The sequence below is a fragment of the Synechococcus sp. PCC 7335 genome (genome assembly GCF_000155595.1).
GTDB lineage: Bacteria > Cyanobacteriota > Cyanobacteriia > Phormidesmidales > Phormidesmidaceae > Phormidesmis.
This window is the reverse complement of sequence record NZ_DS989904.1, coordinates 377,168-401,547: the sequence shown is the minus strand read 5'-3', so window position 1 is coordinate 401,547 and position 24,380 is coordinate 377,168. Positions and strand designations below refer to the sequence as shown.

26 protein-coding genes are annotated in these 24,380 nt (G+C 49.2%); 8 read left to right on the top strand and 18 right to left on the bottom strand.

The genetic code is table 11. The features are described from left to right. Positions 1-28: 28 nt before the first annotated feature. On the bottom strand, positions 29-1,102 hold the full coding sequence (locus S7335_RS01730; protein ID WP_006454912.1) for a PRC-barrel domain-containing protein: 1,074 nt from the start codon (positions 1,100-1,102) through the stop codon (positions 29-31). A 78-nt stretch (positions 1,103-1,180) separates the two neighbouring features. Then, entirely contained in the window at positions 1,181-2,110 is a 930-nt protein-coding gene (locus S7335_RS01725; protein WP_006454629.1) for a phosphodiester glycosidase family protein, read from the bottom strand. A gap of 38 nt (positions 2,111-2,148) precedes the next feature. On the opposite strand from S7335_RS01725, the gene S7335_RS01720 reads away from it, so the two are divergent. Beyond that, the gene (locus S7335_RS01720; protein ID WP_006456082.1) at positions 2,149-2,739 is read left to right on the top strand and encodes a hypothetical protein; all 591 of its coding nucleotides are present in this window, start codon (positions 2,149-2,151) and stop codon (positions 2,737-2,739) included. Between the two features lie 23 nt (positions 2,740-2,762). Here the strand turns inward: S7335_RS01720 and S7335_RS29415 are convergent, their stop codons facing one another. The 3 genes from S7335_RS29415 to S7335_RS01705 all read right to left on the bottom strand — a co-directional run bounded on the left by S7335_RS29415 (position 2,763) and on the right by S7335_RS01705 (position 3,381). Continuing rightward, positions 2,763-2,846, bottom strand: a complete 84-nt coding sequence (locus S7335_RS29415) for a hypothetical protein (RefSeq protein WP_369791684.1) — start codon at positions 2,844-2,846, stop codon at positions 2,763-2,765. Between the two features lie 134 nt (positions 2,847-2,980). After that, a complete protein-coding gene (locus S7335_RS01710) occupies positions 2,981-3,196 on the bottom strand; it encodes a type II toxin-antitoxin system HicB family antitoxin (RefSeq protein WP_006454306.1) in 216 nt (71 codons plus the stop codon). Continuing rightward, a complete protein-coding gene (locus S7335_RS01705) occupies positions 3,193-3,381 on the bottom strand; it encodes a type II toxin-antitoxin system HicA family toxin (RefSeq protein ID WP_006455907.1) in 189 nt (62 codons plus the stop codon). The genes S7335_RS01710 and S7335_RS01705 overlap by 4 nt, the downstream gene beginning before the upstream one ends. A 118-nt stretch (positions 3,382-3,499) precedes the next feature. On the opposite strand from S7335_RS01705, the gene S7335_RS01700 reads away from it, so the two are divergent. Next, complete coding sequence (locus tag S7335_RS01700) at positions 3,500-3,691, top strand: hypothetical protein (protein WP_006453796.1); 192 nt, start codon at positions 3,500-3,502, stop codon at positions 3,689-3,691. A 26-nt stretch (positions 3,692-3,717) separates the two neighbouring features. Further along, the gene (locus S7335_RS01695) at positions 3,718-4,281 is read left to right on the top strand and encodes a Uma2 family endonuclease (RefSeq protein ID WP_006454370.1); all 564 of its coding nucleotides are present in this window, start codon (positions 3,718-3,720) and stop codon (positions 4,279-4,281) included. An 85-nt stretch (positions 4,282-4,366) separates the two neighbouring features. Here the strand turns inward: S7335_RS01695 and S7335_RS01690 are convergent, their stop codons facing one another. The 9 genes from S7335_RS01690 to S7335_RS01650 all read right to left on the bottom strand — a co-directional run bounded on the left by S7335_RS01690 (position 4,367) and on the right by S7335_RS01650 (position 12,380). Beyond that, positions 4,367-5,629 (bottom strand): cytochrome P450, encoded by a 1,263-nt coding sequence (locus tag S7335_RS01690; RefSeq protein WP_006454856.1) that lies wholly within the window; start codon positions 5,627-5,629, stop codon positions 4,367-4,369. A gap of 25 nt (positions 5,630-5,654) precedes the next feature. Then, complete coding sequence (locus tag S7335_RS01685) at positions 5,655-6,533, bottom strand: IS982 family transposase (protein ID WP_006455578.1); 879 nt, start codon at positions 6,531-6,533, stop codon at positions 5,655-5,657. Positions 6,534-6,690: 157 nt separating this feature from the next. Further along, positions 6,691-7,086: a PPC domain-containing DNA-binding protein gene (locus S7335_RS01680; protein ID WP_006457465.1), complete on the bottom strand. Its 396-nt coding sequence runs from the start codon at positions 7,084-7,086 to the stop codon at positions 6,691-6,693. 16 nt (positions 7,087-7,102) lie between these two features. Beyond that, on the bottom strand, positions 7,103-7,495 hold the full coding sequence (locus tag S7335_RS01675) for a VOC family protein (RefSeq protein WP_038015411.1): 393 nt from the start codon (positions 7,493-7,495) through the stop codon (positions 7,103-7,105). Next, positions 7,496-8,464, bottom strand: a complete 969-nt coding sequence (locus tag S7335_RS01670; RefSeq protein ID WP_006454533.1) for a protochlorophyllide reductase — start codon at positions 8,462-8,464, stop codon at positions 7,496-7,498. A 200-nt stretch (positions 8,465-8,664) separates the two neighbouring features. After that, positions 8,665-9,528 (bottom strand): bifunctional 2-polyprenyl-6-hydroxyphenol methylase/3-demethylubiquinol 3-O-methyltransferase UbiG, encoded by an 864-nt coding sequence (locus tag S7335_RS01665; protein ID WP_006454830.1) that lies wholly within the window; start codon positions 9,526-9,528, stop codon positions 8,665-8,667. 38 nt (positions 9,529-9,566) lie between these two features. Then, entirely contained in the window at positions 9,567-9,779 is a 213-nt protein-coding gene (locus S7335_RS01660; RefSeq protein WP_006453683.1) for a type II toxin-antitoxin system VapB family antitoxin, read from the bottom strand. A 98-nt stretch (positions 9,780-9,877) separates the two neighbouring features. Further along, positions 9,878-11,230, bottom strand: a complete 1,353-nt coding sequence (locus tag S7335_RS01655; RefSeq protein ID WP_006454427.1) for a cytochrome P450 — start codon at positions 11,228-11,230, stop codon at positions 9,878-9,880. A gap of 82 nt (positions 11,231-11,312) precedes the next feature. Continuing rightward, a complete protein-coding gene (locus S7335_RS01650; protein WP_006455972.1) occupies positions 11,313-12,380 on the bottom strand; it encodes a Rieske 2Fe-2S domain-containing protein in 1,068 nt (355 codons plus the stop codon). Between the two features lie 122 nt (positions 12,381-12,502). On the opposite strand from S7335_RS01650, the gene S7335_RS01645 reads away from it, so the two are divergent. From S7335_RS01645 to S7335_RS01635, 3 genes are all read left to right on the top strand, one after another. Beyond that, the gene (locus S7335_RS01645) at positions 12,503-13,405 is read left to right on the top strand and encodes a TetR/AcrR family transcriptional regulator (RefSeq protein WP_006453471.1); all 903 of its coding nucleotides are present in this window, start codon (positions 12,503-12,505) and stop codon (positions 13,403-13,405) included. Positions 13,406-13,538: 133 nt separating this feature from the next. Continuing rightward, the gene (locus S7335_RS01640; protein WP_006453595.1) at positions 13,539-14,993 is read left to right on the top strand and encodes a DUF697 domain-containing protein; all 1,455 of its coding nucleotides are present in this window, start codon (positions 13,539-13,541) and stop codon (positions 14,991-14,993) included. 106 nt (positions 14,994-15,099) lie between these two features. Further along, positions 15,100-16,554, top strand: coding sequence for a GTP-binding protein (locus S7335_RS01635; protein ID WP_006457603.1), 1,455 nt, complete (start codon positions 15,100-15,102; stop codon positions 16,552-16,554). 34 nt (positions 16,555-16,588) lie between these two features. Here the strand turns inward: S7335_RS01635 and S7335_RS01630 are convergent, their stop codons facing one another. Next, a complete protein-coding gene (locus tag S7335_RS01630; RefSeq protein ID WP_006453741.1) occupies positions 16,589-17,029 on the bottom strand; it encodes a peptidoglycan-binding protein in 441 nt (146 codons plus the stop codon). 214 nt (positions 17,030-17,243) lie between these two features. Further along, positions 17,244-17,969, bottom strand: coding sequence for an HAD family phosphatase (locus tag S7335_RS01625; protein ID WP_006453698.1), 726 nt, complete (start codon positions 17,967-17,969; stop codon positions 17,244-17,246). A 183-nt stretch (positions 17,970-18,152) separates the two neighbouring features. Here S7335_RS01625 and S7335_RS01620 point away from each other — a divergent pair, with 183 nt between their 5' ends. Continuing rightward, on the top strand, positions 18,153-19,712 hold the full coding sequence (locus S7335_RS01620) for an NAD(P)/FAD-dependent oxidoreductase (RefSeq protein WP_006454772.1): 1,560 nt from the start codon (positions 18,153-18,155) through the stop codon (positions 19,710-19,712). A 66-nt stretch (positions 19,713-19,778) separates the two neighbouring features. Here S7335_RS01620 and S7335_RS01615 read toward each other — a convergent pair whose 3' ends face one another. Together S7335_RS01615 and S7335_RS01610 are read right to left on the bottom strand one after the other, a co-directional pair. Beyond that, positions 19,779-20,393 (bottom strand): Uma2 family endonuclease, encoded by a 615-nt coding sequence (locus S7335_RS01615; RefSeq protein WP_006456785.1) that lies wholly within the window; start codon positions 20,391-20,393, stop codon positions 19,779-19,781. A 139-nt stretch (positions 20,394-20,532) separates the two neighbouring features. Then, on the bottom strand, positions 20,533-21,486 hold the full coding sequence (locus tag S7335_RS01610) for a phosphoribulokinase (RefSeq protein WP_006457431.1): 954 nt from the start codon (positions 21,484-21,486) through the stop codon (positions 20,533-20,535). Between the two features lie 213 nt (positions 21,487-21,699). On the opposite strand from S7335_RS01610, the gene S7335_RS01605 reads away from it, so the two are divergent. Continuing rightward, complete coding sequence (locus tag S7335_RS01605) at positions 21,700-24,336, top strand: U32 family peptidase (RefSeq protein WP_006454142.1); 2,637 nt, start codon at positions 21,700-21,702, stop codon at positions 24,334-24,336. Positions 24,337-24,380: the final 44 nt, after the last annotated feature.

Sequence of the window (24,380 nt, the reverse complement as noted above, 5' to 3'; positions counted from 1 at the left end):
AATCATAAGCCTTCACTGGATTGAGCAGCTATTCTCCATTATTCGCTTCGTCTTCTTCCCATACTTCAAAAGACTCTACATCAATCGGGTCGACTGCCAAATCAGAATTTTGAGGATTGAGTTTACTAAACGTCTTACCTAAGACTCGCCCGAATGCTGTCTTACCTAGCTTCTCTTCTAATCCTTGATTATCAATTTGTGCCTTAGCCCTTTCTCTGGCTCTTTGAAACTGTTTTTGCATTTGCAGCTTCACCTGCTCCGTCTTCTCCTGAAGCTGCTCTGTAATCTCAGGCAATTCCTCACTCTCACTGCCTTCAGCTAACCGCTTCGCTTGTTCTCGCATCCGCTCGCCGACTTGCCCTGCGAGAGACTGACCTTTTTTAAGCAGTTCTCCAAAATCTGTTGGCATCTCCGAGATTTGATCCGGTTTCCAGTTTGATCTCAGCGGTTCTGCCGACTGCTTGGGAGGTAGGTTTAGTAATTGATGATAGGGCTGTAATCGCTGAGCATCTTCTTCAGCGATCATCATCCGCTTGCGCCCAGCGCTGATAATTACTCGAGGTTCAATCGCGTAGACGCTCGTTGCTACTTTCTGGGCCGGCTCATCTACCTCTTCTCTTACCTCTTCCCCATAGAGCACTGCCGTTTTATCAATAGGCTCAGCCGCTATCTCTTTGCCTGCTATCTCTTTACTTGCTACCTCTCCACTTTCTGACCCCTCACCCTTCAAAGCAAACAAATACTGCTCAATTTGCCCACTGCTTTGGTCTAAGCAGATATCGACGATTCGCCCGATGAGATCGCCACCATCTGTCCAAACTTCTAGATCTGTCATATCCTGCGCCGCTGATAGCCTAGAATCTACCGCTTCCGCAATCTCTGCTTGCACCACAATCCGGTCCTTACCAATCTTCACAAGCTGCGTCCAGTCTAAATGCTGTCGCCGCCCGATCAGACCTAGCGTCTTGTATGAGAGGCCAACAACCTTTGCCTGCTGTACATTCACTAGCAGATGCTCTACCACGCCGACTTCTTCAGTCGTCTCGTATGCCATCATGCCGCGACCAACGAGTTCACCTTGTCGAATGATTGCCACGTCCACCGTGCTTACCTCAAAACTTTGCTCTACAGGGTTATCTTCAGTTTAGCGACCCCTAAGCCAAAGCCCCCACTCCCGCACTCACTCATCCTTAAGCGGGCGGGCAAAAAATCCCAGATGATTGGCCACTGCTCTTTCATTCCCAGGAATTTTGGCATGAATGACTGAGTTGATGATAGCTACGTCACGCTCAGATGCGATCGCTAGCGTAGTAGATCCACCCCCATCTAGCTGCACTGCCGTTGTTGCCCCTAGCGCCTGCAGAAAATCTGCCACTTCCGGGCGAGTCATCCCCTCACTGTAGAGCGGCTGTTTCCCATCTACTAGCAGTAGCCAAAGCGTTGTTCCCTCAGCATCTAAAGCGGCGACACAAACCGGATAGAACTTGTAGATAGTCTCAACATCTGGCGGCGGACGATTCTCTAGATTTAGCCGTAGGCCGGCAACTGCCTGCTTGGTATCTGGAGCACAAACCCCCTCATCCCGAATTTCCGCACGCCCTTCTAGAAAGCAAAGGGCGGGATAGTTTTTGTCTCCTGGTGAGACAATCTGACCATCAGAGATCGCTAAACCCACTAGGTTTGTTAGCTCACCTTCTCTGGGGCTGTATTGCCAAGGCGTTGTCTCATTAAAGGGATTGAAAAAGTTGGCATTGACAGCGAGCTGTAGCCGATGCGTTTTCAAGAAACTAGACGTCTTTTGAGCAAGCGTTTCGTGTGGCTGAGTAGCTTCTATGTCGACCTCTCGGTCAGCTTTTGGGCTAGTCTTACTAATTCCAGGTGTGACAAAAGGAACAATCCCCGACGCGCTTAGATCAATTTCTAATAGGTGAATTAGCTGCGGACGGGGTTGTTGTTCTATGTAGCGACTATAGGTGATTCCTTCAAACAGAGGCTGGCTGTCGATGGGCTCGCTCTTTGGCCGCATTGCGATCGCGTAGCCGTACAGACCGATAGGAAGCAACAAACTTGTCCAAATAAGGACTTCTTTCCATTTCTGAGAACGGCTCATCGCAGCTTGTATCCTGAAGGCTGATTTAGCTTTATACCATGACTTGTTCTAAACTTCCTCGGCTGTTGAAACTAGGGCTCATCACTGGGCTAATTGCCATTGTGCTTTTTACCTTTCATGCGCTAAGCGTGCTAGTGTTTGCGGCTTTAGGACAGGTGCCAGGGACGGCAAACTGGTCGAAGGGACTGATCTTGGTCGGGGTGTTGGCGATCGCATCCGCCACTGTCTGTCTACAAAGTCTGATAACCCGACAGCCAATCTACCAATGGCTGGGCACTACCAGCAGCGCTGCATCGGGAGCAGTTTTAGGTGTGTTTGTGGCAGGGCGAATCAGTGGACAGCAGATCTTCTGGGTAATGGTGGGGTTGGTCGTCGGCTGTCTGTTGTTCGGGGTGATCGCGTTCTGGTCTTATGGTGGGCGGATGAGTGAGAGTAGGCGGCTGATTGGAGGTGCGATCGCCCTAATCAACGGACTCTGTGCTTATGCTTTGGCCTTTGGAATAGGGACTTGGTTGTTCGCGGCGATCGCGGCTAATTCTTGGTTACTTGCCAGCATTCTGGGCATAGCCACACTATCGCTTCTCTTTGCAACCCGCCGCTCTTTGAGTGTTTTCAAGCGCTGTTTGTGATTGCTAGAAGGTGGTGTGAAGCGTTATTTGCCATCTGGCGGCTTACTGGGGAATTTGCATTTGACGCTGACTTCAAAGTTGCTTTCGGCGGTGCCTTCGGTGAAGATGGGCAGTCCGGCTTTACCGCCGATTTAAGAACTAGATTCTGGGCTGACGTTGGATGCCGCTGCCCGCGCCAACCAGCTACAGAATTGGGATAGACCTGTAGAGTTGTATTTTCAGCACTATATTCTCTTTGCTTTTAGGCAACAGCGGCTTCTACATAAGCAGACGTGCTCGATGGTTCTGGAACAGGGTCACCTTCGAGCTGTAACCCTTCTATGTGGAAGGTGATGGCTTCTTCCATATTTTTAGTCGTTTCTTCTGGAGTGGTTCCGGTTGTGACACAGCCAGGTAAATCGGGAGAATACGCTGAAAATCCGGTTTGAGTTTTCTCGATGATAATTAAGTACTTCATGGTTTCAGGCCCGCCTGTTTAAGAATGCTGTTGAGCGTTCCGGGTGCTAACTCGTCGCTCGGTTTGCCAGGAATAGTAACTAATCCCCTCTTTTCAGAGTGTTTGTATTGACGATGGCTACCGCGAGTCCGCGATAAGTACCATCCGTCTGCTTCGATCAATTTTATCGCTTGCTTAACTTTCATGGGAGCTAGATTGCTGTCAGTCTTTACGATACTGATGAGATGTAGGAAAGTGATTTCCTTCTTCTAAGTAATCATCGCCCTGAGCTAGTTGTGGAGATAGGGATGGCAGGAAATAGTTATGAAGTCGGGAGATGAGCTGCTGGCGAATCTGAAGGCCGGGGTGCGGCAATTGTTTGTGAGGTGGGATATCTCAGCGGGTAAGCAGCGGCGGTTGATTATGAAAGATATGGAACGGGAAGAGAACTGTTTGCCACTGATGGGACCTGACTCCTCTTCACACTCAGAAAGCCATAATGCTGCTATATCATAAACTCAGCCGCTTTCAAGCGACCTACTATGGTACAGACACCAATCAAGCCAATTACCCTATCAGCGTTTCTGGCACTGCCTGAAACCGAGCCTGCAAGTGAGTTTATAGATGGGAAAATTACGCAGAAACCAATGCCGAAAGGGAAGCACAGTCGATTACAGACAAAACTCTCTATCGTGTTAAGTGACTTCCTAGAATCAGCAGGAACGGGTTTGGCCTTGACTGAGCTTCGGTGTAATTTTGGCGGTGCGGTTGTTGTTCCAGATGTTGTTGTTTTGCAAAGCAGTCAGATTCCTCGCGATGCCGATGGCGATATTGCAGATATCGTCGAGGTTGCGCCAGAGCTAGTTGTGGAGATTCTGTCACCGCAGCAGAGCCAAACAAAAATAATCAAGAAGATTTCTCACTGTCTGGCGCATGGCACCGAGCTTAGCTGGCTGATCGATCCGCAGGAAAGAACGGTTTTGGTTTTTCGTCCCGACCAGGCGATCGCAATTCTAGAAGCCGCAGATGCTCAACTGCCGATGCCCGATGTGCTTAGCGCATTTACTTTGACAGTAGGAACTTTATTTGGTTGGCTACAGGTGTAGACTCAATCCCTACAGCATTATCAGACGCAGTATTGCCTCATAGCGACTTTCATTTTAGAGAAGGCATAGAGAGGTTGAGCTGCGCTTAGGCTCTTCTATCTAGCGTAACTCTGACGCCACCTTTAGGTCGTAGCGTGAACCTGGGGTCAATCTCGACTGGCTCTTTTGAGACGAGGTTGACTCGAAAGCGCTGAGCGATCGCGCTCAAAATCATCACTGACTCCATCACCGCAAAACTTTTGCCAATGCACACATGCGGCCCCGCTCCCCAAGGCATGTAGGCATACTTTGGTCGCCTGGCTACGTTCATAGGTAAAAAGCGGTCAGGCTCAAACTGTTCTGGACGCTCCCAAAAATCAGGATGGCGCAGCGTAAAGTAAAAAGCGATGTTGACGATAGCGCCCTTGGGAATAGCGTAGCCGTCAAGCTCATCGGCGGCGAGTGCCGCTCTAGGTGCTAGTCCCATTCCTGGTGGGCACAGCCGTAGCGATTCATCAAAAACGCGGCGAGTATATTCCAGCTTTGGCAACTTCTCGAAAGTTGGCTCACCCCCTTGTAGAACTGCATCTACTTCCGAGCGCATCGTGTCAGCAACCTCAGGATGTAAACCTAGCAAGTACCAGGTCCACGCCAAACTTGTTGCAGTCGTGTCATGTCCGGCATTGAACAAAGTGATCATTTCGTTGAGTAGCTCAAGATCGCTTAGACCCTTGCCTGTCTCTTCATCGGTTGCATCCATCAACATCGACAACAGATCATCACTTTGTTCGGACTCTTTCCTCCGATTTTGAATAATCTCTAGCACTACACTATCAATTGTTCTTTTTGCCTGTTGAAACTGGAGATTTGTCTGCGTCGGCACCCATACAGGCAAAGAAAGCGGCGCAGTGAGTCGTCCATAGACATACTCCACCCCGATCCGCAGGGCCCGCGCCAGTCGATTAAACTCATCGCTCAGATCTACACTGAACAAAGCTAATCCTACAATCTTCAGCGTTAACCGCTTCATCTCAGCCGCGATGTCAATCACTTCATCTGCTGGCTGCTCTTCCCATTCTTGCAAAAGCGACTCTACACAGTCCCACATCACGCTATGAAGCCGTATCAGTCGCCGCTGCTGAAAAGCAGGCTGCATTAGCCGCCGATGCTTCTGCCAAAACTTTCCTTCAATAGAAAACAGTCCCTTTCCCTGTACGAGGCCCATTGGCTTCAAGAAGAAATCTGGCTTCTGATAATTTTCGCAGTGCGTCGATAGAATATGCTCTGCATGGTCTGGATGCGTTGAGAGAAAGATAGTGAATCCGGGCATCACCCGCAGTCGCACCAGGTCGCCATACTCGCGCCACATTCTGCCTAAATAACGTCAGTTCGGGTTAAGCAGCAGGGGGAAGTTCCCATTCCATATGGAGAGAAGGCTTCTTCGGTTGGTGGCAATAAGCAATCAGTCCACAGAGGATGTTGACCCAGCAGTTGACCGGACTACGGTGACGAGAATGCTCTATCTGCGAAATGTTCTTCAGTTGGTCGATAATCGTTTCGATGATGGAACGTTTGCGCGAGAGTAGCTTGTCAGTTAGCCGCACTAGCTGGTTCTTCATGTTGCACCGAGGCTTAGCAAAGAACTCGATGTTGAACGCGTCGAGTAGTTGCTTGGCCAGCTGCTTCGATACATAGCCTTTGTCTGCGCAGACTTTTCCCCATAGTCCAGTAAGTAAGTCAAAGGCGGGCTCACGGTCGTCCGTATTGCCCGGGGTCAGGGTGAGGTTGAGTAGTTCACCGCACTCGTTCACCACGAGGTGTAGCTTGAAGCCATAGAACCAGCCGACAGAGGTTTTGCCCCTAGCTGCCGTATCTTTGCAGACCTTATGCTGCCAGATCCGACGGTTGTGGCAGACCGATAGACTGGTCGCATCGATAAAACTAATGCCTGTACAACGGCCGAAGCAGCGCTTCAGATAACAACACAAGGGAAACAAACAAGAGGGCGTCCATTCGACAAAGCGGTTATAGCTGACTAGCGTTGGAAACGCTTGCTTCCAGTACTGGCATACATGATGAACGTAGTAGTGTTTGAAGGTGCGGTAGTGGCTTTGGTGAAAGCCGATGAGTATCGTCATCACTTCGCTTAGGCTCAGCGAACGAGCGCGTTGTCGCGTCTTTAGATGGTGGCTTAGCAGTTGACGCTGCCAGAGGGGTTCAAACACTTGGCAGAAGTCATCGACGTGGCAGAACAGTTCTTCTAAGCTGAACATAGTGGAGGATAGGGCTGATGGGTTTTACAACTTCAGCTTACCTATCCTCCTTTCTTCGAGCTTTCCTTATCCCGAACTGACGTTAAATACGCCAACGGTTGCGACTGAAGCTCTGACATTTGGAAGAGAATGTATCCGGATGGCCCAGGCGCTTTGCTCATGATATGACTTTTAATTCTTTAAACCCGGTGTTGATATCGAAGATGCGCTGGAAGGTTGTGTTTGGTAAAAGCGCGATCGCAAGCTCTAACGTCGTATAAACGATACAGCCATACACCACATGCCCGCCCCTACATTCACCGGTGGAGTCAGCCACGCTCATGTGTAGATGTACGCCCGCTTCGCTGAGCATTCCAGATAGGGTAAGCACTTCCTGTTTTCCGCTCAGTTCTGTATGCACGCCGCTATCGGCAAAGCGTAAGCAAGTTTTTGACAAGCTACCAACCGCGCCAAGAATCGCACCAGCGCTGATCTTCTGTTCTTTGGAAAAGTCTTCTAAATGCTGGCGAACATCTGCTCCTGGGTGCAGCCGGATGGCGATAACATCGTGCAAAGTTAGAAAACTCCTTTCACTTTTGACAGACTACCTCTATCTTGTAGCCGTTTAGATCGCGGATGTAGGCAGCATAGTAGTTTGGGTGATACTGAGCGCGGACGCCGGGTGCGCCTGCGTCGGTGCCGCCTGCGGCGAGTGCCGCTTGGTAGGATGCGTCTACGGCCGTTCGGTCCGTGGCTTTGAATGCTAGGTGAAATCGAGGCAGATGGAGTCGTTTGTCCAGTTCCTGCTGGTCGGCGTCTTTGGAATACAGCCAGAAGGAAACCTGGTCAGAATCAACATAGGCGGCAATACCGCGATCGCCCATTGCAAACATCCGATTGATTCCTAATGGCTTTAGCGCTGCGTCGTAGAACGCTAAACTCTTTGGCAAATCAGCTACACCAATAGAGAGATGATCGAACACCTATGCTAGTCCTACTAATTTCTCACTTAGATCCCAAAGCTTACCTGCTTTGTTTGCATCTGCAGCTTCGTTAGAGACTTCTTGACAAAAGGCTTCGCGATTCTTGTCTTGCCGATTGCCCCAGCTCCAGTAGACGCCGGATTTGTTGAACCCTTCTTCATCGACCACTTTGGCGACGCGATCGCCCGATTCTTCTTCAGAGACATACCCCCCTGTAATATTCTTCTGAAAGAACGGGAAAATTGTTTGAAACAGCTTTGGGGCGTCTCTAAACAAGTCTGACTCTGCTACACAGCCCGGATAAAGCGCATTGAAAACAATGCCAGTTTCATCGTGATAGCGGCGATGCATCTCTAGCATCGTCAGCATATTGCAAAGCTTGCTATCTTTGTACGCCTTCCCTGGCTTAAACTTCTTTCCATCAATCATTGCAATGGGTGATTTAAAGCCTAGTTCCATACCTTTCAAATCACCTAAGTCTGGCGGTGCCGGAATCGGAATTTTACCCCCTAGCTCCTTGGGGTTGGCCGTCACAGTCCCCAGAGTCACTAGCCGAGGTTCTGGATGAGCTGCCTTCTTCATATCTTCTAGCAGCAAATTGCAGAGTAAGAAGTGCCCCAGATGATTGGTGGCGACGCTGATTTCATAGCCATCGACGCTGCGCTCAGGCGACTTAAGGCTAGGTTTATAAATTGCGGCATTGACGACTAACGCATCGAGCGATCGCCCCGTGGCCCTAAAATCTTCTACAAACTGCCGAACGCTGTCCAAAGACGACAGATCCAGCTTGAGAATCGTATAGCTCCCTTCTGGCATCCCCACTTCTTTGGCTACTCGCTCTGCCTTTGGCAAATTGCGGCAGGCCATAATCACATGCCATCCACGCGCAGCCAGTGACTTGGCAGCGTACAAACCAACACCAGAGGAGGCTCCTGTGATAATTACGTTAGAACTTTGGGGCTGTTCCATGGGAGTTAAAGGTATTTATACTTCGAGGTGACACTTCAGGATGACAAACGGAAATGAAGAAGATATGACGTTAAACAACGTTAACCAGCTCATCATTTATGCTGCCATATTGTTGAACAAGCACAACCAATCATTACCTTTTGCAAAGTTCAGTAACGGTTAAACAACTCGTCTTCAGCGACTATTTTCTATTGCTTCTTTTATGGCGTGCCCTTTAGAGGAGCCACCTGCCACCCAAACCAGTGCATCAGGGACAAGTCATCTATCTGCCTTTCCTTTAGCCGTGTTGATAGATCTGCGAGAAGGCGCGATCGCGTTTGTTCATCCAACGCAATGTAGTCAGATAGCGTAGTCAGCAGAGCCAGATATTTCTCTACGCTGTAGCTAGACTGATGCTGCTCTATCGCCACCTCTGTCCGCTCGAACCAACCTGATTTGCCTACAATCTGCGCGAAATGATCGAAGTTGGTGTGGTAGTAGTCCTGTCCTTGCCACTGATAGCGAATTCTCTCAGCTAGCTGATACTGCTCATAGACTGGCTGCAAGTACCGCCTAAGCTCTTCGTCCGGTTGGGGTGGCGTCGCCCATAGCAAAATTAACGAGCCCCCTGGTTTTAGGGCTGCTGCCGATTTCTGACAGGCGACTTCTGGTGAAACCCAGTGAAAGGAGGTCGCAGCGAGGACTGCATCAAACTGTTGGTTCTCCAAATCAAAAGACTCAAAAGTGCTATTTGCGATCGCCACCTGCGGATAAGCCTGGCAAGCCTGACGAGCCAGTTCACAAGCCGCTGCGCTAGGCTCTACGCTCTGCATTGCCAGCCCTCTCGCGGCAAAAGAGGCCGTCGCTATCCCTGGCCCACAGCCAATTTCTAGAACAGAGCTATCTGGTGATAGACCCGCTTTCTGAATCACTTGATCTACTAACGAATCTGGATAGCTAGGTCTCGCCCACCGATAAGCCTGCGTCGAATCGCTGTACCATTGCTGCCGAGCTTCCGGGCTATGGGTCTGGTCAAAAGACTGATACCACTCATACCAGCTAGTCTTCGCTTCGGAGTCTGCCATGGTCGATTACGCTCTTGGTGTCGATGACAACTGATGTATCAATCAGCAGCATGATTAGTCTCACGCAGGACTTTATTGTCAAAATCGGGAGCAAACTGAATTTGTCCAGCAAGATCGAGCAGGCTTTTTTTACGACGTGATCGCACAAGTTCTCTTAGAGCCAGCTTAATCAGCTCGTCTTTAGTATCAATATTAGTGAGCTGCAGTGCTTCATCTCCCAAGGCCTCATCAAGGTTAAGGGTGATTTCCATAGGGCAGATACTAAAGAAGCGGGACTCGGCAGAATTCCAAAAGCGATGATACTTGAAGAGGGCTAATGTGAATCTAGTGTACCTGAACTAACCATGATTTATGACTGGATGGCCAAAGGTACGCCATCGCTTGTTGCTAATACAACTCCTCGTCGTCTCGGCGTAACGGGATCATCATTAGCCAGTTTGAAGGCGTGCTGAGTCAGTAGGGTTGCCAGCACCAGGTTGATTTCTAGCTTAGCGAGGGCGTAGCCGAGGCAGCGGCGAGCGCCGCCACCAAAGGGGATAAATTCTGAGGACGAAAACTGCCTGTTTAGGAAGCGTTCGGGCTTGAATTCTTTGGGATTGGGATAAAGATCCGGGCGGTGATGAACTGAGTAGATAGCAGGGGCGAGGTAGGTGTTGGGTGGGAAGGTGTGACCGTTGATGGTGACCTCTTCGGTGGCGATGCGAGGGGCGGCAATGGGCGCGATGGGATATATTCGCAGGGTTTCTGAGGCAACGGCACTAAGGTAAGGAAGAGAGGCGATCGCCATCGAATCCGCATCTTCTCCCAAACTGTCCAACTCAGCCATCAGTTTCGCTTTCACATCAGGCAATTTGTGTATCCAATACATCGCCCAGGTGAGTGCGATCGCGGTGGTTTCATGACCTGCAAACAGCATCGTCACCAGCTCATCTTTTAGCTCAATATCTTGCATCGGCTGACCGTCTTCGTCACGCGCCAGCAGCATCAAACCTAGAACGTCATCCCCCGATTCGCTTTCATTTTCCGCCGCAATCTGAGCCCGTCTATCGTCGATTTCAGACTGAAGCAGATCGTATACCTGTCGCTTTAGCCGCACCATCTTTCCCCAAGGGCTCCAGCTTCCCCAGTCTTGCTGAAACCAGCGGAAGAATAGCATGCTAGAGCTAAGCGGAGAGCCCGTTAGATCTAGCCACCTAACCAGAAGCGTTTTGAGCTGCTGGTAGCGATCACCTTCGCGCAGACCAAACACCGTCTGCAAGATCACTTCTAACGTGATTTCTGGCATCACCTCACTCGCTAGGATCTGTTGATTCGGCTGCCACGAACTGCTAATTTCTCCTGCAATTTCACAGATGGTATCAGCGTAGGCTTTGACTTTGGCGCCATGAAAAGACGGCATCAGTAGCTTGCGATCGCGTTTGTGCCGCTCTCCATCTAGCAGCAGCAAAGAATTATCACCCACCACAGGCCTCAGCAGTTCTTGACTGCGCCCGGCCTCAAAACACTTCGCATCTGCTGCGAAAATCTCCTTGATCGCCTGCGGGTCGCTCAAAAACACCAGCGGCTCAAAGCCAAAGAGATGCATTGTAAATGTATCGCCGTAGGTTTTGGCACATTCATCGAGATAGTCATAGGGCCTAGCAATCCAGTTCGTCAACTGCTTGAGCTTCGGGAGCGCCACCGGGCGAGGAAGTGTTTGCATTGTTTCTTTATTTAGGACGAGTTCAGGTTGGTTAAGCTGAGGGAATACGCGAGGACTATCAAGCAGGCCTATTGACCCAGAGCTATCGAGATAGGTTAGGTGGTGCTATCTCCGGCCAGCTTTCAAAATTGCGTCGCACCCAGTCCATACCAACTTCGTTGTTCAGCTTTATCTTTTGAGGCTGCTCCGTGTAAAGCTTACTCAAAATATCAGCGTCTTGCTCGACTACCGTAGCCACAAGCTTTAGAAAAGAGTCTTTAATGAGCCAAAAGATGGGAGACTTTGGCTGAGAAAATAACAGTACGTATGTGCGAGTCCGCTGCGCTGACTCAGGTACAAAGAAATGGCACTGAACGATCGGCCCTGCAAAGCTCTCACCATGGAAAACCACAATCGAAGGAAAATAATTTTCTAGCAGTGCCTCTATCATCTTCGGCATCATCAGAACCGCCGGATTCTTCAGAATTTCTCCAAGGGTCGAAGCTGCCTTTGGCATTCTCATAAATGCCTCTGAATAATGTCCTTTGTCTACAAACCGCTCGAAGCGCACTTCCTTGATTCGAAACATCTCTCGATGCGTACCGTTCTGATGATTGTAATCATGCATGTTTAGCAGCATCGGCAATAGCGGTGTATCCACAACTACCTCGCCTGCAACGCCCACCAGCTGATAATTTCTCACAATCTCATTCAAAACATCAGGGATAGGTATCTTGGGTTCTGCTCCGCCGTAAGACCATATGAAATCGCCCTGAACAACTAGATCTAAAGGCTGCATCTGTGGCAGCGTTCTCCCCTGCTGACTCTCTGGTAAAACAGTGCAGCCTGCGCCATCAAATGCCAACGCATGGAACGGACAAACAATCTTGCTAGACCCGTCTGTTTGCGCTGCGCACCAACCCTCAGATAGCATCGCGCTCATATGCGGACAACAGTTAGGCAGCGCCTGAACGGTACCGTTGCTATCTTTCCATAGCACATAGTCACATCCGTATAGCGAAACCTTGACGGGTTGGTTGACTGACAGCATAGACTTGTGTGCAAGCAGCCATGGTGCACCCGGCAGCATTTCCTTTGGCAGTACTTCTTCTGACAGTACGGCAGCATCATCCTCTGATACTTCACGGGTTATTCCTTTGGAAATAGACATAGCAAGACAGCTCCTTGAAAATATGCAGCGGCTAATAAAAGCGTAAGCCTATGTAAAAACGAATATTTTTTCATGTTATATCACGTTTAGCCCATTGACTCTAGATTTATCCAAAGAAAAACATGGCATCAGAAAAACCACTGCAAGAAGCATCGCAACGTCGCCAACCGCAGCAACAGCGAAGCCAAGAACGAGTTGAGAAAGTTCTCAGAGCTGCTGCTGAAGTTTTCTGGGAAGTAGGGTATGATGCTGCGACAACTCGCGACATTGCCAGGCGTGCGAACACTGCTGTTGGTACGCTCTACCGCTTCTTTCCTAACAAGCTCGCTATCTTCCACGCGCTTGAGAAGCAGCATCGACAAAGCGTTGAAGCGATTCAGTCCTCTATAGTGACGCCTGAATTCATGCGACAGCCTTTGGATTTGATGATTGCTTCGATGGTCGAAACTTTCGCTAAGTATTTTGAGGACTTGGGGCCTAGGGTTGTCTATACCCAGTACTATCTCAACCCAGAAATATTTATTCACTTCGATGAGACCGTTGACTATAGCTTCATTCGACGGCTGGCGATCGCACTACGCATACGCAACCCAACTCTCCCTATAGACAAAAGCGAACTCCTCGCCGAAGTCTGTCATCGCTCCTTCAATGCGCTTTTTTTGTCTGCTCTTAGAAGCAGTCCATCTCATCGGGATTGCCTTTACCAGGAGCTGAGGACGCTTCTTACAAGCTATCTGCATCCCTACGATAGCCAAGGTCCTTCACGTCCAGATATGACACCTGCAGCTACCGCTTCACCCTCTACCGTTTTCACCCAAACCCACCAACTCAACCACCGCCAACAAAAGGCACTATCATATCTTCAAACCCATAGCTCACTCACTATTCAGACCTTTGAAACCCTATGTCCTATGCCCTCTCGCCGTACCCTTCAGCGAGATCTTAAGCAGCTGATTGAAAAAGATCTTCTCTATACAGAAGGCGAAACAAACCAGCTAACTTATTACCTAAGAAGAACAGGCTAAAGGTCTGCAACTTGCGACATCTAGCGACGCTCATTCCCTCTCTTTGTCTGTCACTCCTCCGCCCCGGTTCTCACTACTTCCCCGATTTGATCTCACTCGATAGAATAGATAAATCAGCACCAGGTAACCTCTCATGCAACTGAAACGTCCCATTCTAGTCGGTGGTCTAGGTCTTTCAGCCAGCTTATGGCTATTGAATATTGTGGGTCATTCTCCAGTGGGGCATGTGTGGGGAGATAGTACTGGTTTGCTAGGAATGGTCGCAATCGGCGCAGGCTTCTGGCTGTTTAATAAATCGAAGCGGCCTAACGTAGTAGCTGAGATGCCTTTGGCTGTTGGCCCTGTAGATAGAGCGGCCATTGAAACCGTCATCACAAAGATAGAAGCTACTTTAGAGACGCTGATTACAGAACTTTCTGAAGAGACCAGGTCAGACAAGTCTTTGCCTATTTGGTCACAAATCGCAGAAAAGAGAAAGGCGATCGCCGATCTTCTTTCCAGTTTAGATAGAGAGACCCTTTCTTTAGCTGTAGTTGGCAACAGGTCTACTGGAAAAACAACGCTAATCTCGCAGTTGGCGAGTTATAGGCCAACTTCGCTTTCAAGTTTCGAAGAGATCACAGAAGCTAACGGAGAGACAGCCCTACCTGCTACTAACTCAGATCTAGTCCTTTTCATGGCGGCTGGCGACTTGACCCACTCTGAGCTTCAGCAAGTTCATACCTTGCTGAAGGCGGGCTATCGGCTAGAGATCGTTTTGAATAAGCAAGACCAGCTGCTGCCGGCAGATAGGAACTCTGTATTGCAGCAGATTCAGACGCGGGTAGAAGATTTAGGCATTGGGGTGAGTGCGATCGCTGCTAACCCTGCCGCTATCAAAGTCCGCAAGCATGCAGAGAATGGCGATGTAGAAGAATTTACCGAACAGCCTGAACCGCAGCTCTCCAGTCTCACAGATAAATTGACCTACCTTGTCAATCACGAAAGGCAGCAGCTCGTTTTAACCACAACCCTTCGCCAAGCAAAAGCGCTTCAAGTAGAAACGCAACAGTTACTAAATGCGCAAAGAAAGCAGAGAGCCCTGCCTATTGTTGAACAAATGCAGTGGATCGCCGCGGGTAGTGCTTTCGCAAGTCCTCTGCCTAGTCTAGACTTACTGGCTTCTACGGCGATTAATGCACAGCTTATCGTTGATTTAGGCAGTGTTTACGGGCAGACTTTCTCTGTAGAACAGGCCAAGAAAGCTGCAAGTACCCTAGCAGAGCTGTTAGTTAAACTTGGTCTGGTTGAACTCACGACACAGGCATTTGGTAGCTTGCTAAAGGCACATGCGCTTACCTACGTCGCTGGCGGTGTCATTCAAGGGGTCAGCGCCGCTTACCTAACTCGAACTGTTAGCCTGAGCCTAATCGAATTTTTTGAAGAACAAAGTCTACTTTCAGAGAAAGAGAGAACGTTTGCTTTTGCTGAGATGGGTGAGCGTTTGCAAGCGCTTTTCAAAGCAACAAAGCAAGGTATGGGACTACAAGCTTTCCTTCAGCAAGCCTTGTCACATTTACCCACCAAGGCAAAAACAGCAGCGGTTTAGCAGTTGTTTTTTGAGTAGGCGGTTGATAGAAGCTAGCTAGAGTCATGTACATTCAGCCAGCGCTCTACTTTCACCTTTGTCATCCACACCGTGATGCCCCCATTGTATGTCCTCACCGGTACAGCCTGCGCCTAACCAGCTTGTCGAACAAGCTCGCACCAGCCTGAGACAGGCGATAGATCGCTATATTCCACAGCTCAAGATGACTCAGCTTTCTGAACAGGAGCTGACTCGTCAAGCCGCAGTCAAAAGTGGCATAGATCGGCTGAGTGCTTTGATGAACAAGCTAGATAGCTCGCTGCTTAGGGTTGCCGTCTTTGGCCTAGTCAGTCGAGGGAAATCAGCAGTTATTAATGCCCTTCTGGGTGAAAATATTCTAGAAACTGGCCCACTCAATGGCGTAACTCAATGGCCTCGTTCGGTTTATTGGGTGCCTACCGATAGTCGATCGCACTTTGGTCAATCGGATTTTGGAAGACAACCTCTAAAGCTAGAATTAATTGATACACCTGGGCTAGACGAGATAGAAGGTCAGTCTCGTAGCAAAATGGCCCAAGAGGTTGCACAGCAAGCAGATCTCATTTTGTTTGTAGTTTCTGGCGATATTACTCAAACCGAATATCTCGCACTTCAAGAACTCTATGCCACTCGAAAGCCCCTACTGCTAGTCTTCAACAAAGTCGATCTGTACCCAGAGACGGATAGGACCACCGTTGCTGACAACTTACAGACGCTATGGCGAGAGGCAGAAGAAAGCGCTAACCTTCCTCAGGGCGCTAGGCTAGTCGATGATATTGTGATGATCTCTGCTGCCCCTGCTCCGCTTCAAGTGCGAGTGGAGTGGCCAGATGGCCGAATCACAGAGGAATGGGAAAACCCCCCGCCACAAATTGAGCCCCTAAAACAGAGGCTGTTGGAGATTGTGGCCGAAGAAGGTCCGACATTGATTGCGCTGAATGCGCTTAGGCAAGCGAGCATTGTTGAAGAAAACTTGTCGAAGGAAACTGCTGAGCTGAATCAGGCAGGCGCCGACGAGCTGATCTGGAAATATGCCAAGTACAAGGCGATCGCGGTTGCTTTTAATCCCATTGCCCTACTTGATTTACTTGGTGGTATCAGCTCCGATATGGTGATGATTCGGGCGCTTTCGCAGCTCTATGGCTTTCCAATGACCCGGTTTGAAGCGACTAAGCTGTGGCAGTCCATTATCGGCAGCTCTGGCACGCTATTACTCAGTGAGTTTGGCACTAGTCTGCTGTTAGGCTTTGGCAAGAGTGGGGCAGCTATCTGGAGCGCATTCGAAAGCTTTTCTGGGCTGAGCGCTTACGCTGGAGCGATGAGCGCTCAAGCAGGAGCAGCAGGCTATGGAACCTTTGCCGTCGGACAAGCCGCTAAGGTCTACTTGCAGCAAGGCTGCACCTGGGGGCCAAAAGGTGTCAATACCGTCATGCAGAACATCCTTTCTCAAGCCAAAACCGATTCCACGCTAGAAAGATTACAGGCGGAGATTAAAGAGACGATCGGTAGTTCACAGCCGAAGGCAGATCCTGAAATCTCTTAGATGTAGCTATTACGTATATCAGTATGTATCGCAACTAGCTAAAAGGGACTTTCTGCGCAAATGGGTTTGTAAATGGCCAAAACAGAATCTTACCGGGTGCGATTTCTGGTCGGTTTCCCACGCTAGAGAGTAAAGGCTCCGGTTGAACGGCAGCAGCAGCAAAGAGCTGTAATAGCCAAGACTTGAGAGGCAGTCCTATCGCGAACAAAGAGGTCGGTAGTTCAGTCTCATGGCTCCAAAAAGTAAGCGCGTACCAGGTTTGAGGCCCAAAGAAACCAGCTTCTTCGGTAATCCCATAGTCAGCTTGAAAATCAGTAAGCGCTCGCTTTGTAGTTACATCGAACAGGCCTGTAATCTGGCTAGAGTAGGCATTTAGCTCAGCGAGTCTAGCCTGCAGTTGAGCAACGGCCGGACCGCGATCGCCCTCGTGTAGGGGCTCAAGCAATAGCTCATCGACGGGCAAATTAGCAGCCATAGTCTCTCCATGTCCTTATTCTAGGGTCATACAAGTGATGCGCCATAGAAACAATAAAGATAGCGCACACTCTAATTATCCCCGGCACAGTGCAAAACTGTCGCGATTTATACAAAATATTTTAATTTAAGTTATCAATCGTACAAAAGCCAGGGCAAAAGTTGGAGCGCGAAAATGGGATTTCTGACTACTTTGCCTGCGGCTCTGCCGCCACTTAGGCTTGCTCTTTATTCGGAAGATAGTCGAACATCTCACCAATCCAGTCCAACTTTATCTCTCGTAGATAGTCTACAACCCAAGTGCTGCGCCGCTGTAATATGTGGTTGGGATAGGTATGAGCCACACCGACTACTGGAATATCAGCGCGCTTGGCTGATTCGATACCGGCAAAGGAGTCTTCAATTGCAATACATTCGCTAGGCTGTAGGTTCCAGCCAGGATTCATCTGATTCAACCGTTCGATTACTAGCAGGTAGGCATCCGGCGCAGGTTTACTGCCGTTAGGGGGAACATCATCACCTGAAACAATCGTAGAAAAGTATTCGGCCCACTCTGTGTAAGTAAGTACGTCAGTGACCTGCTGCCGAGAGCTACCTGTGACAATTGCCATTTTGATATCAGCAGCTCGGCAACGAAAGATTAAATCGTGCAGTCCTGGATAGAGCGGCAGCTTATCTAAGCCATCTAACCAGGCTTTGTAGGCCATCGATTTTTTTGCCAGCATCTTGTCTAGGGCTTCATCACTTGTCGTACGGCCCCTTTGAGCAAACAGTGCTTTTAGACAGGCGCGATCGCTCCTCCCGATACAGACCTGTTTGTAGTCATCAGCATCTGGGCGCAAGTTCTCGTCTAGCAACAGCTGGTTGCTCAAAGCTTGACGAATCTCCTCGTCGTTGATCATGACGCCGTTGAAACCAAAGAGTACTGCCTTTAAAGTCATGAATTAAGTTGCTGTAGCGGCCGAAGTAGGAAAGTGCTCTGACATCAGGGAAAATGTAGTTAGCAAAACAAGCGACTGAAAAATTGTAAGGTTTTTTGCCTAAGAGAAAGTGCCTAAAATGGTAGTAACCGCAAAATCGAACAGTTGCTTACGCAGACTCAGTGTCTGTAAGAAAAGACAGACATGACCCAAAGTGTAACGACTCGACCCAAATCGCCCATAGAGAAAACTGTTGACGCTGTTGTGATTGGTAGCGGACTAGGTGGACTTGTCGCAGGTTCGCTACTCGCAAGATACGGACGGCGAGTGATTGTTTTTGAAAGCCATACGCTACCTGGCGGCGCGGCGCACGCTTTCACCCGGCGACATCGAGGTGATACCTTTACGTTCGATTCTGGGCCCTCTTTTTACAGCGGGCTAGGCGAATCGGGGTCAGCCAATCCTTTAACGCAGGTGCTTGCGGTATTGGGCGAGCGTTTAGAGACCATTCCCTACGAGCCCTTTGGCTACTATCATCTGCCTGAAGGAACGCTACCCGTCTATGGCAATTCTCAAAAGTACCAGCAGGCAATCGAGCAATTTAGTCCTGGTGCGGCCGCTCAGATGGCAGCGCTAGAAGCCAGGCTACTAAAGATTTATGCGCCGCTCAAGGAAATGCCATCGTTGGCTTTACGAGCCGATCTGTGGGCGCTACCGCTATTGGCAAAGCGGTATGGGCGATCGCTCGCGGCCCTTCTACCTAACCTTCTAGATCTCAGTCGATCTATGGGCGAGGTTATGGCCCCTTACGTTAGCGATCCTTGGCTAAAACGTCTACTTGATCTTGAGTGCTTCTTGCTTTCTGGAATGAAGTGCGAGGATACTGTCGCTCCAGAAATGGCCTTTATGTTTGGAGAGCGGGCTAGCTCTGTCATTGACTATCCTGTCGGCGGCAGCGGTGCAATTGTAGAGGCGCTTGTGCGAGGACTGAGGCGTTGGGGCGGGCAATTAAGACTCGGCGCTCACGTTCAAAAAATCGTTGTAGATAACGGCAAAGCGAAGGGTGTCGTTTTGAAAAATGGTGAGCAGATCAACGCGCCTATGGTTATTTCTAATGCAACTCGCTGGGATACCTATAGCCACTTACTCGATCCAACAGAGTTAGGCGCTAACTACCGTCAAGCAGCACTTTCTACGCCAGCGGTGGATAGCTTTATGCATTTGCACTTAGGCATCAGAGCAGATGGACTAGAGTCAGTGCCTATTCACCATGTTGTTGTTCATGACAATCAAAAAGATATCACAGTACCTGGGAACACCTGTATGGTGTCTATCCCAACCGTGCTCGATCCTCAGCAGGCGCCAGCGGGCTATCACACGGTGCATGCCTACACACTAGAGCCCTTTGCTGGTTGGCAGAAAGATGAACACTACGAACAGAAGAAAAGAGAGAAGGCAGAAACGCTGTTTCGAGCGGTAGAGAGGATTATTCCTGATCTGCGCGATCGCATTGAGCTAGAGCTAATTGGCACCCCACTGACCCACAGTCGATTCCTCCGTCGACACAAAGGCACTTATGGCCCAGCCATCTCTGCCCAAGCAGGTCGATTCCCCAGCGGTAAAACCCCAATCGAAGGGCTGCATCTAGTCGGTGACAGCACTCTACCCGGTATCGGTGTGCCAGCGGTCGCCGCCTCCGGTATCCTCTGCGCTAATAGCCTAGTCACGCCGAAAGAATCTGCTGCATTACTCACCCAATTGTAGAAGAAAAGAAAAAGAGTAGAATCCCTATGCTGAGCTTCACATGCTCACAGTCTCTAGTATATGAAGTCATTCTGCGGCTGCAAACACCGCATCTGTCGTCAGATTAAGCTGAGGAAATATTCCAGAAACCAGCTTTTCGCCAGTAACAAATCTCCGAACTCGATATTCTTCACCCTCCAACTGGCAGATCGTAATTGTCGGTTGCTTGGGCTTGCCGATATGGCGCACTGCCCCCAGCGCTCGAAAGTCCACCATCCAATATTCTTGTATGCCCATCGCTTCATATTCAACGAACTTGTGTCCATAATCATCTCGCCAATTTTTGCTGACTACCTCGACCACTAAGAGCACAGTGGCACCGTGCTGAATCACCGACGCGGTTGGCCACATAGACTCTTGAGGCAATTGTTCACGGTCGAGAAGAACAACATCTTGCATATAGCCAGAGTTTTCCGCTCGTGGCCGAATCAAGCAATTACGAGGAATGGAATAGGGCTTTTGACTGCGACGAATTTCAAAGTTAAGCTCAGCACTCAAGAACCCACCGATGTCTTCATGAGGGCCAGTTGGCAATACTTCAACAATACCTCCCTCAATAAATTCGTACCGACAGCCGTCGTTCGGGTACCAATCTAGGAAAGCCTCAAAACTCATCGGGCTTTGAGCTAGAGACTGAACCATAATGTGCTACTTACCCTAAAAAAACAGCCGATGAACCAAAGTTACACCGTTCGCCTCATCTTATCTTGTCGCTGTCGGCCACAGACTTTCGTCTCAGTTCGCTCCAGCTTGCTCTGCGGCTTTTGACGAACTAGGCAGCTTACTTCCTCCCTTGAGTTCGCTTTACAGCCTTCAGCATGTGATAGGTGATCAATAGCTGTGTCAGCGCCAGCGGATAGCTTTGCAGCGACTCGCCTGTCGTACCGACTACCTTGCCCACATCCTGATTACCCTCTAGGCTACAGAACTGACCCAGATAAGGTACCTCGCTACACAGGATACGCTCTAGCTGCTGTACCTGTGCTTCGTTAGCGTGGCCATCTACAGACAATACATCGACTGGCTTGCCCATATCGCGATCTAGCAGTAAGCGGATTGCATCACCTAGGTCATTACCTTTGTCATCGAGGATATGGGTAAAGTCTGGGTGAGGCAGCGTTGGCCGTAGAACCAGTTTGACATCGAGCAGCAGGTCGTTGCCCTGATCGTCCTTGTTTTCAGGTGGAATAAAAGACACGATTACATCGGACCACTGCCTCTGCGGACGGATAAAGGCTTCTGAATCGGGCTCACGCTTGCGTAAAGCTTCGAGGACTTGCTCATCTGTATAGCCACGCTTGCGGGTGTCTCGCTTGATTTTCCACTTCGCTCGCAAATCCTCAGGCGGTGCTAGATATACTTTCACATCATAAGCGTCGCGAGCGGCTTTGGTAGAATAGCCCAGCAATCCTTCTACAATGACAAACTTTTTAGGCTGAATGTATTCAGGCGGATCAAACTCACCTGTTGTGTGGTTGTAGATCGGCTTGAGGATTGCTTTGCCATTACGCAGATCTTGCAGGTGTTGTTCGATGATATCGAGATAGTTACAGTCTGGGTGCAGCGCGGAAATGCCCATCTCTGCCCGCTGTTTACGATCATAGCGGTGATAGTCGTCTGTACAGATGGCTACGACGTTTTCTTCACCTAGCACCTGGGCGATGCCACGGGTCAAGGTAGTTTTGCCGGCGGCGCTATCGCCCACAATGCCAACGATGATTGGACGTTCAGCCATGGTTCCTCTTACTCTCTAGTCCTGCTTGAAGTTTTCGCATTCCTTAATACAAACCTAATTCTAGGGAGCAACGGTCATTGACTCAAGCGTTTGATATACACTTTGGAGATGGCTGAGGGTCTTCTGGTTCATACAAAGGTCTGTCCATCCTTATCAGCTTCATCAGCGCTTATCCGTTCTCGAACGCCCTTATTTCCCTGCTTGTTTCACACTATGAGCGTCTCTAGCCACCTGCTATCAAAGGACTCAGAGCCTATTTTCGATCTACAAAAAACAGAACTGCTAGCACCTGCAGGAGACTGGGACTGTGTGAAAGCTGCGGTGGAAAATGGAGCGGATGCTATTTACTTTGGGCTTGATCGATTCAATGCTCGCATGAGAGCACATAACTTTACGATTGCAGACTTGCCTGAGCTAATGACTTTCTTGCATAGGCGAGGCGTTAGAGGCTATGTCACGCTAAACACACTAATCTTTCCAGCGGAGTTGAAGGCGGCAGCGCATTATCTGCGAACGATCATCAAATCCGGTGTAGATGCAGCCATCGTTCAAGATGTGGGTATTTGTCGCCTCATCCGCCATCTTTCTTCGGACTTTCCAATTCACGCTTCTACCCAGATGACCATTACTTCTGCAGCAGGCGTAAAGTTTGCTCAGCAGATAGGAGCTGAGCTTGTTGTCTTGGCGCGTGAATGTTCAATCAAAGAAATTAATCGAATTCAGCGGCAGTTAAAGAAAGAGAATATTGCTATGCCGCTAGAAACATTTGTGCACGGAGCGCTGTGCGTTGCTTATTCTGGTCAGTGCTTGACAAGCGAATCATTAGGCGGTCGGTCGGCGAATAGGGGAGAGTGTGCTCAAGCTTGCCGAATGACCTATGATTTGCTTGCCGATGGAAAAGAAGTAGATTTGGGCGATCGCGCCTATTTGCTCAGTCCACAAGATCTTTCTGGTCTACCGGTTGTTCCTGATTTGATTAGATCTGGCATTGCTAGTTTGAAGATAGAAGGTCGATTGAAGACGCCTGAATATGTTGCTAACGTCACCCGCGTTTATCGCCAGGTACTAGACCGAGTATTTGATCAAACCGTCGAACGATTAGAGCAGGATCATGATCATAGCGATCACCAGCTAGATCTCAAGTTCAAACGGCTAGAAGCTTCCTACTATCCTAGTGGTGATGAGCGCTATTCACTAGAGATGGCTTTTTCTAGAGGTCTTTCTACAGGCTGGTTTCAAGGAATTGATAATCAAAGGCTAGTTCACGCACGATTTGGGAAAAAGCGCGGCGCGCTAGTTGGACAAGTTGAGAAGATTGTTAAGACAAAAAGAGAACATCGAATCGTTGTTAAATTGTTGATTGCAGTTAAGCCAGGTGATGGTGTTGTTATTGATAGCAGTCAGCCTGATGATGAACAGGGCGGGCGGCTATATGGCGTTGAGACTAAAGGAGAAGAGACTTTTTTAAGTTTTGGTCGTAAATCGCTTGATTTTACTCGAATACAGGTGGGCGATCGCATTTGGAAAACGAGCGATCCAGAACTTGATAGAGCCGTACGGCAAACCTATAGCGGCAATCAGCCCCGGTTTAAGCGACCGATATCGATTGAAGTATTCGGCAAAGCAGGAGGACTGCTAAAGGCGATCGCTCACGACTACAGTGGTCACACGGCTCAAGCCACTACAGAAGTTGCTTTAGTCTCTGCTCATAGTAAACCACTGACTACAGAGCGACTCATTCAACAACTTTCTAGACTGGGCACTACCCCTTTCAATCTAAAAGATCTTCAGAACAATCTAGAGGGCCAGGTGATGGTCCCTGTGAGCGCGCTCAATCAGCTACGAAGAGAGCTGGTTACCCAGCTTATAGAACAAAAACAACAGCTAAAATCATGGACGTTAAATCCTCATGCTTCTTACCGTGATCTTCTTCCGGTTCTTCCGGTTAACCAACCTGCGCATCTAAAACAACAGCTATCTGAGCAAAGCCCGGTAGAACAGAAGCTGGCAGTTCAGCTAATTCCGTTGGTGCGCAACCTGTCACAGCTTCAGGCGGCGATCACGACAAATGCACCCACAATCTACTGTGAATTCGAAAATCCTATCCACTATCAAGAAGCTGTTGCTTTAATCAGGAGAAGTACCGCAGAGCTATTTATCGCCCCGCCTCGTATTACCAAGCCCAGCGAACGCTATATTCTCGATCAGGTTCGCAAAGCTAAGGCTGATGGCTATCTAATTCGCAACTACGACCAGCTTGACTACTTTAGTGGCGATCGCGCCATTGGTGACTTTTCCTTAAACGTAGCTAACCCGATTACGGCTAGCTACTTTAAAGGGGAATTTAACCTAGAAAGACTCAGTGCTTCTTATGATCTAAACGTGCAACAGTTAGAGAATTTACTAGAAACGGCCCCTGCTGAATGGTTCGAGATTACCTTGCATCAGCACATGCCGATGTTTCATATGGCACACTGCGTCTTCTGCGCCTTTTTATCAGAAGGAACAGATTTTACCAACTGCGGTCGCCCGTGTGAAAAACATAAGGTGAAATTGCGCGATCGCACAGGCGCAGAACATATCCTTTCAGCCGATGCAGGCTGTCGTAATACGCTCTTCAATGGCAAGGCCCAAACCGGCGCAGAATTTGCCGCTAGATTGATTGAGAAAGGTGCTCGCTACTTCCGAATTGAGTTTCTAGACGAGACTCCTGAACAAGTCACTGAAATACTATCCGCATATCGAAAGCTAGTCGATGGCGAGCTAGAAGGTGTTGATCTGTGGCGTTCGCTCAATCTCGCTAGTCAGCTAGGCGTAACCCGAGGAACCTTAGAGAAAAGCCATCGATAGTGTTTGATCGCAAGTGTTTCAAGAACTTATCTGTCAGGGCTTTA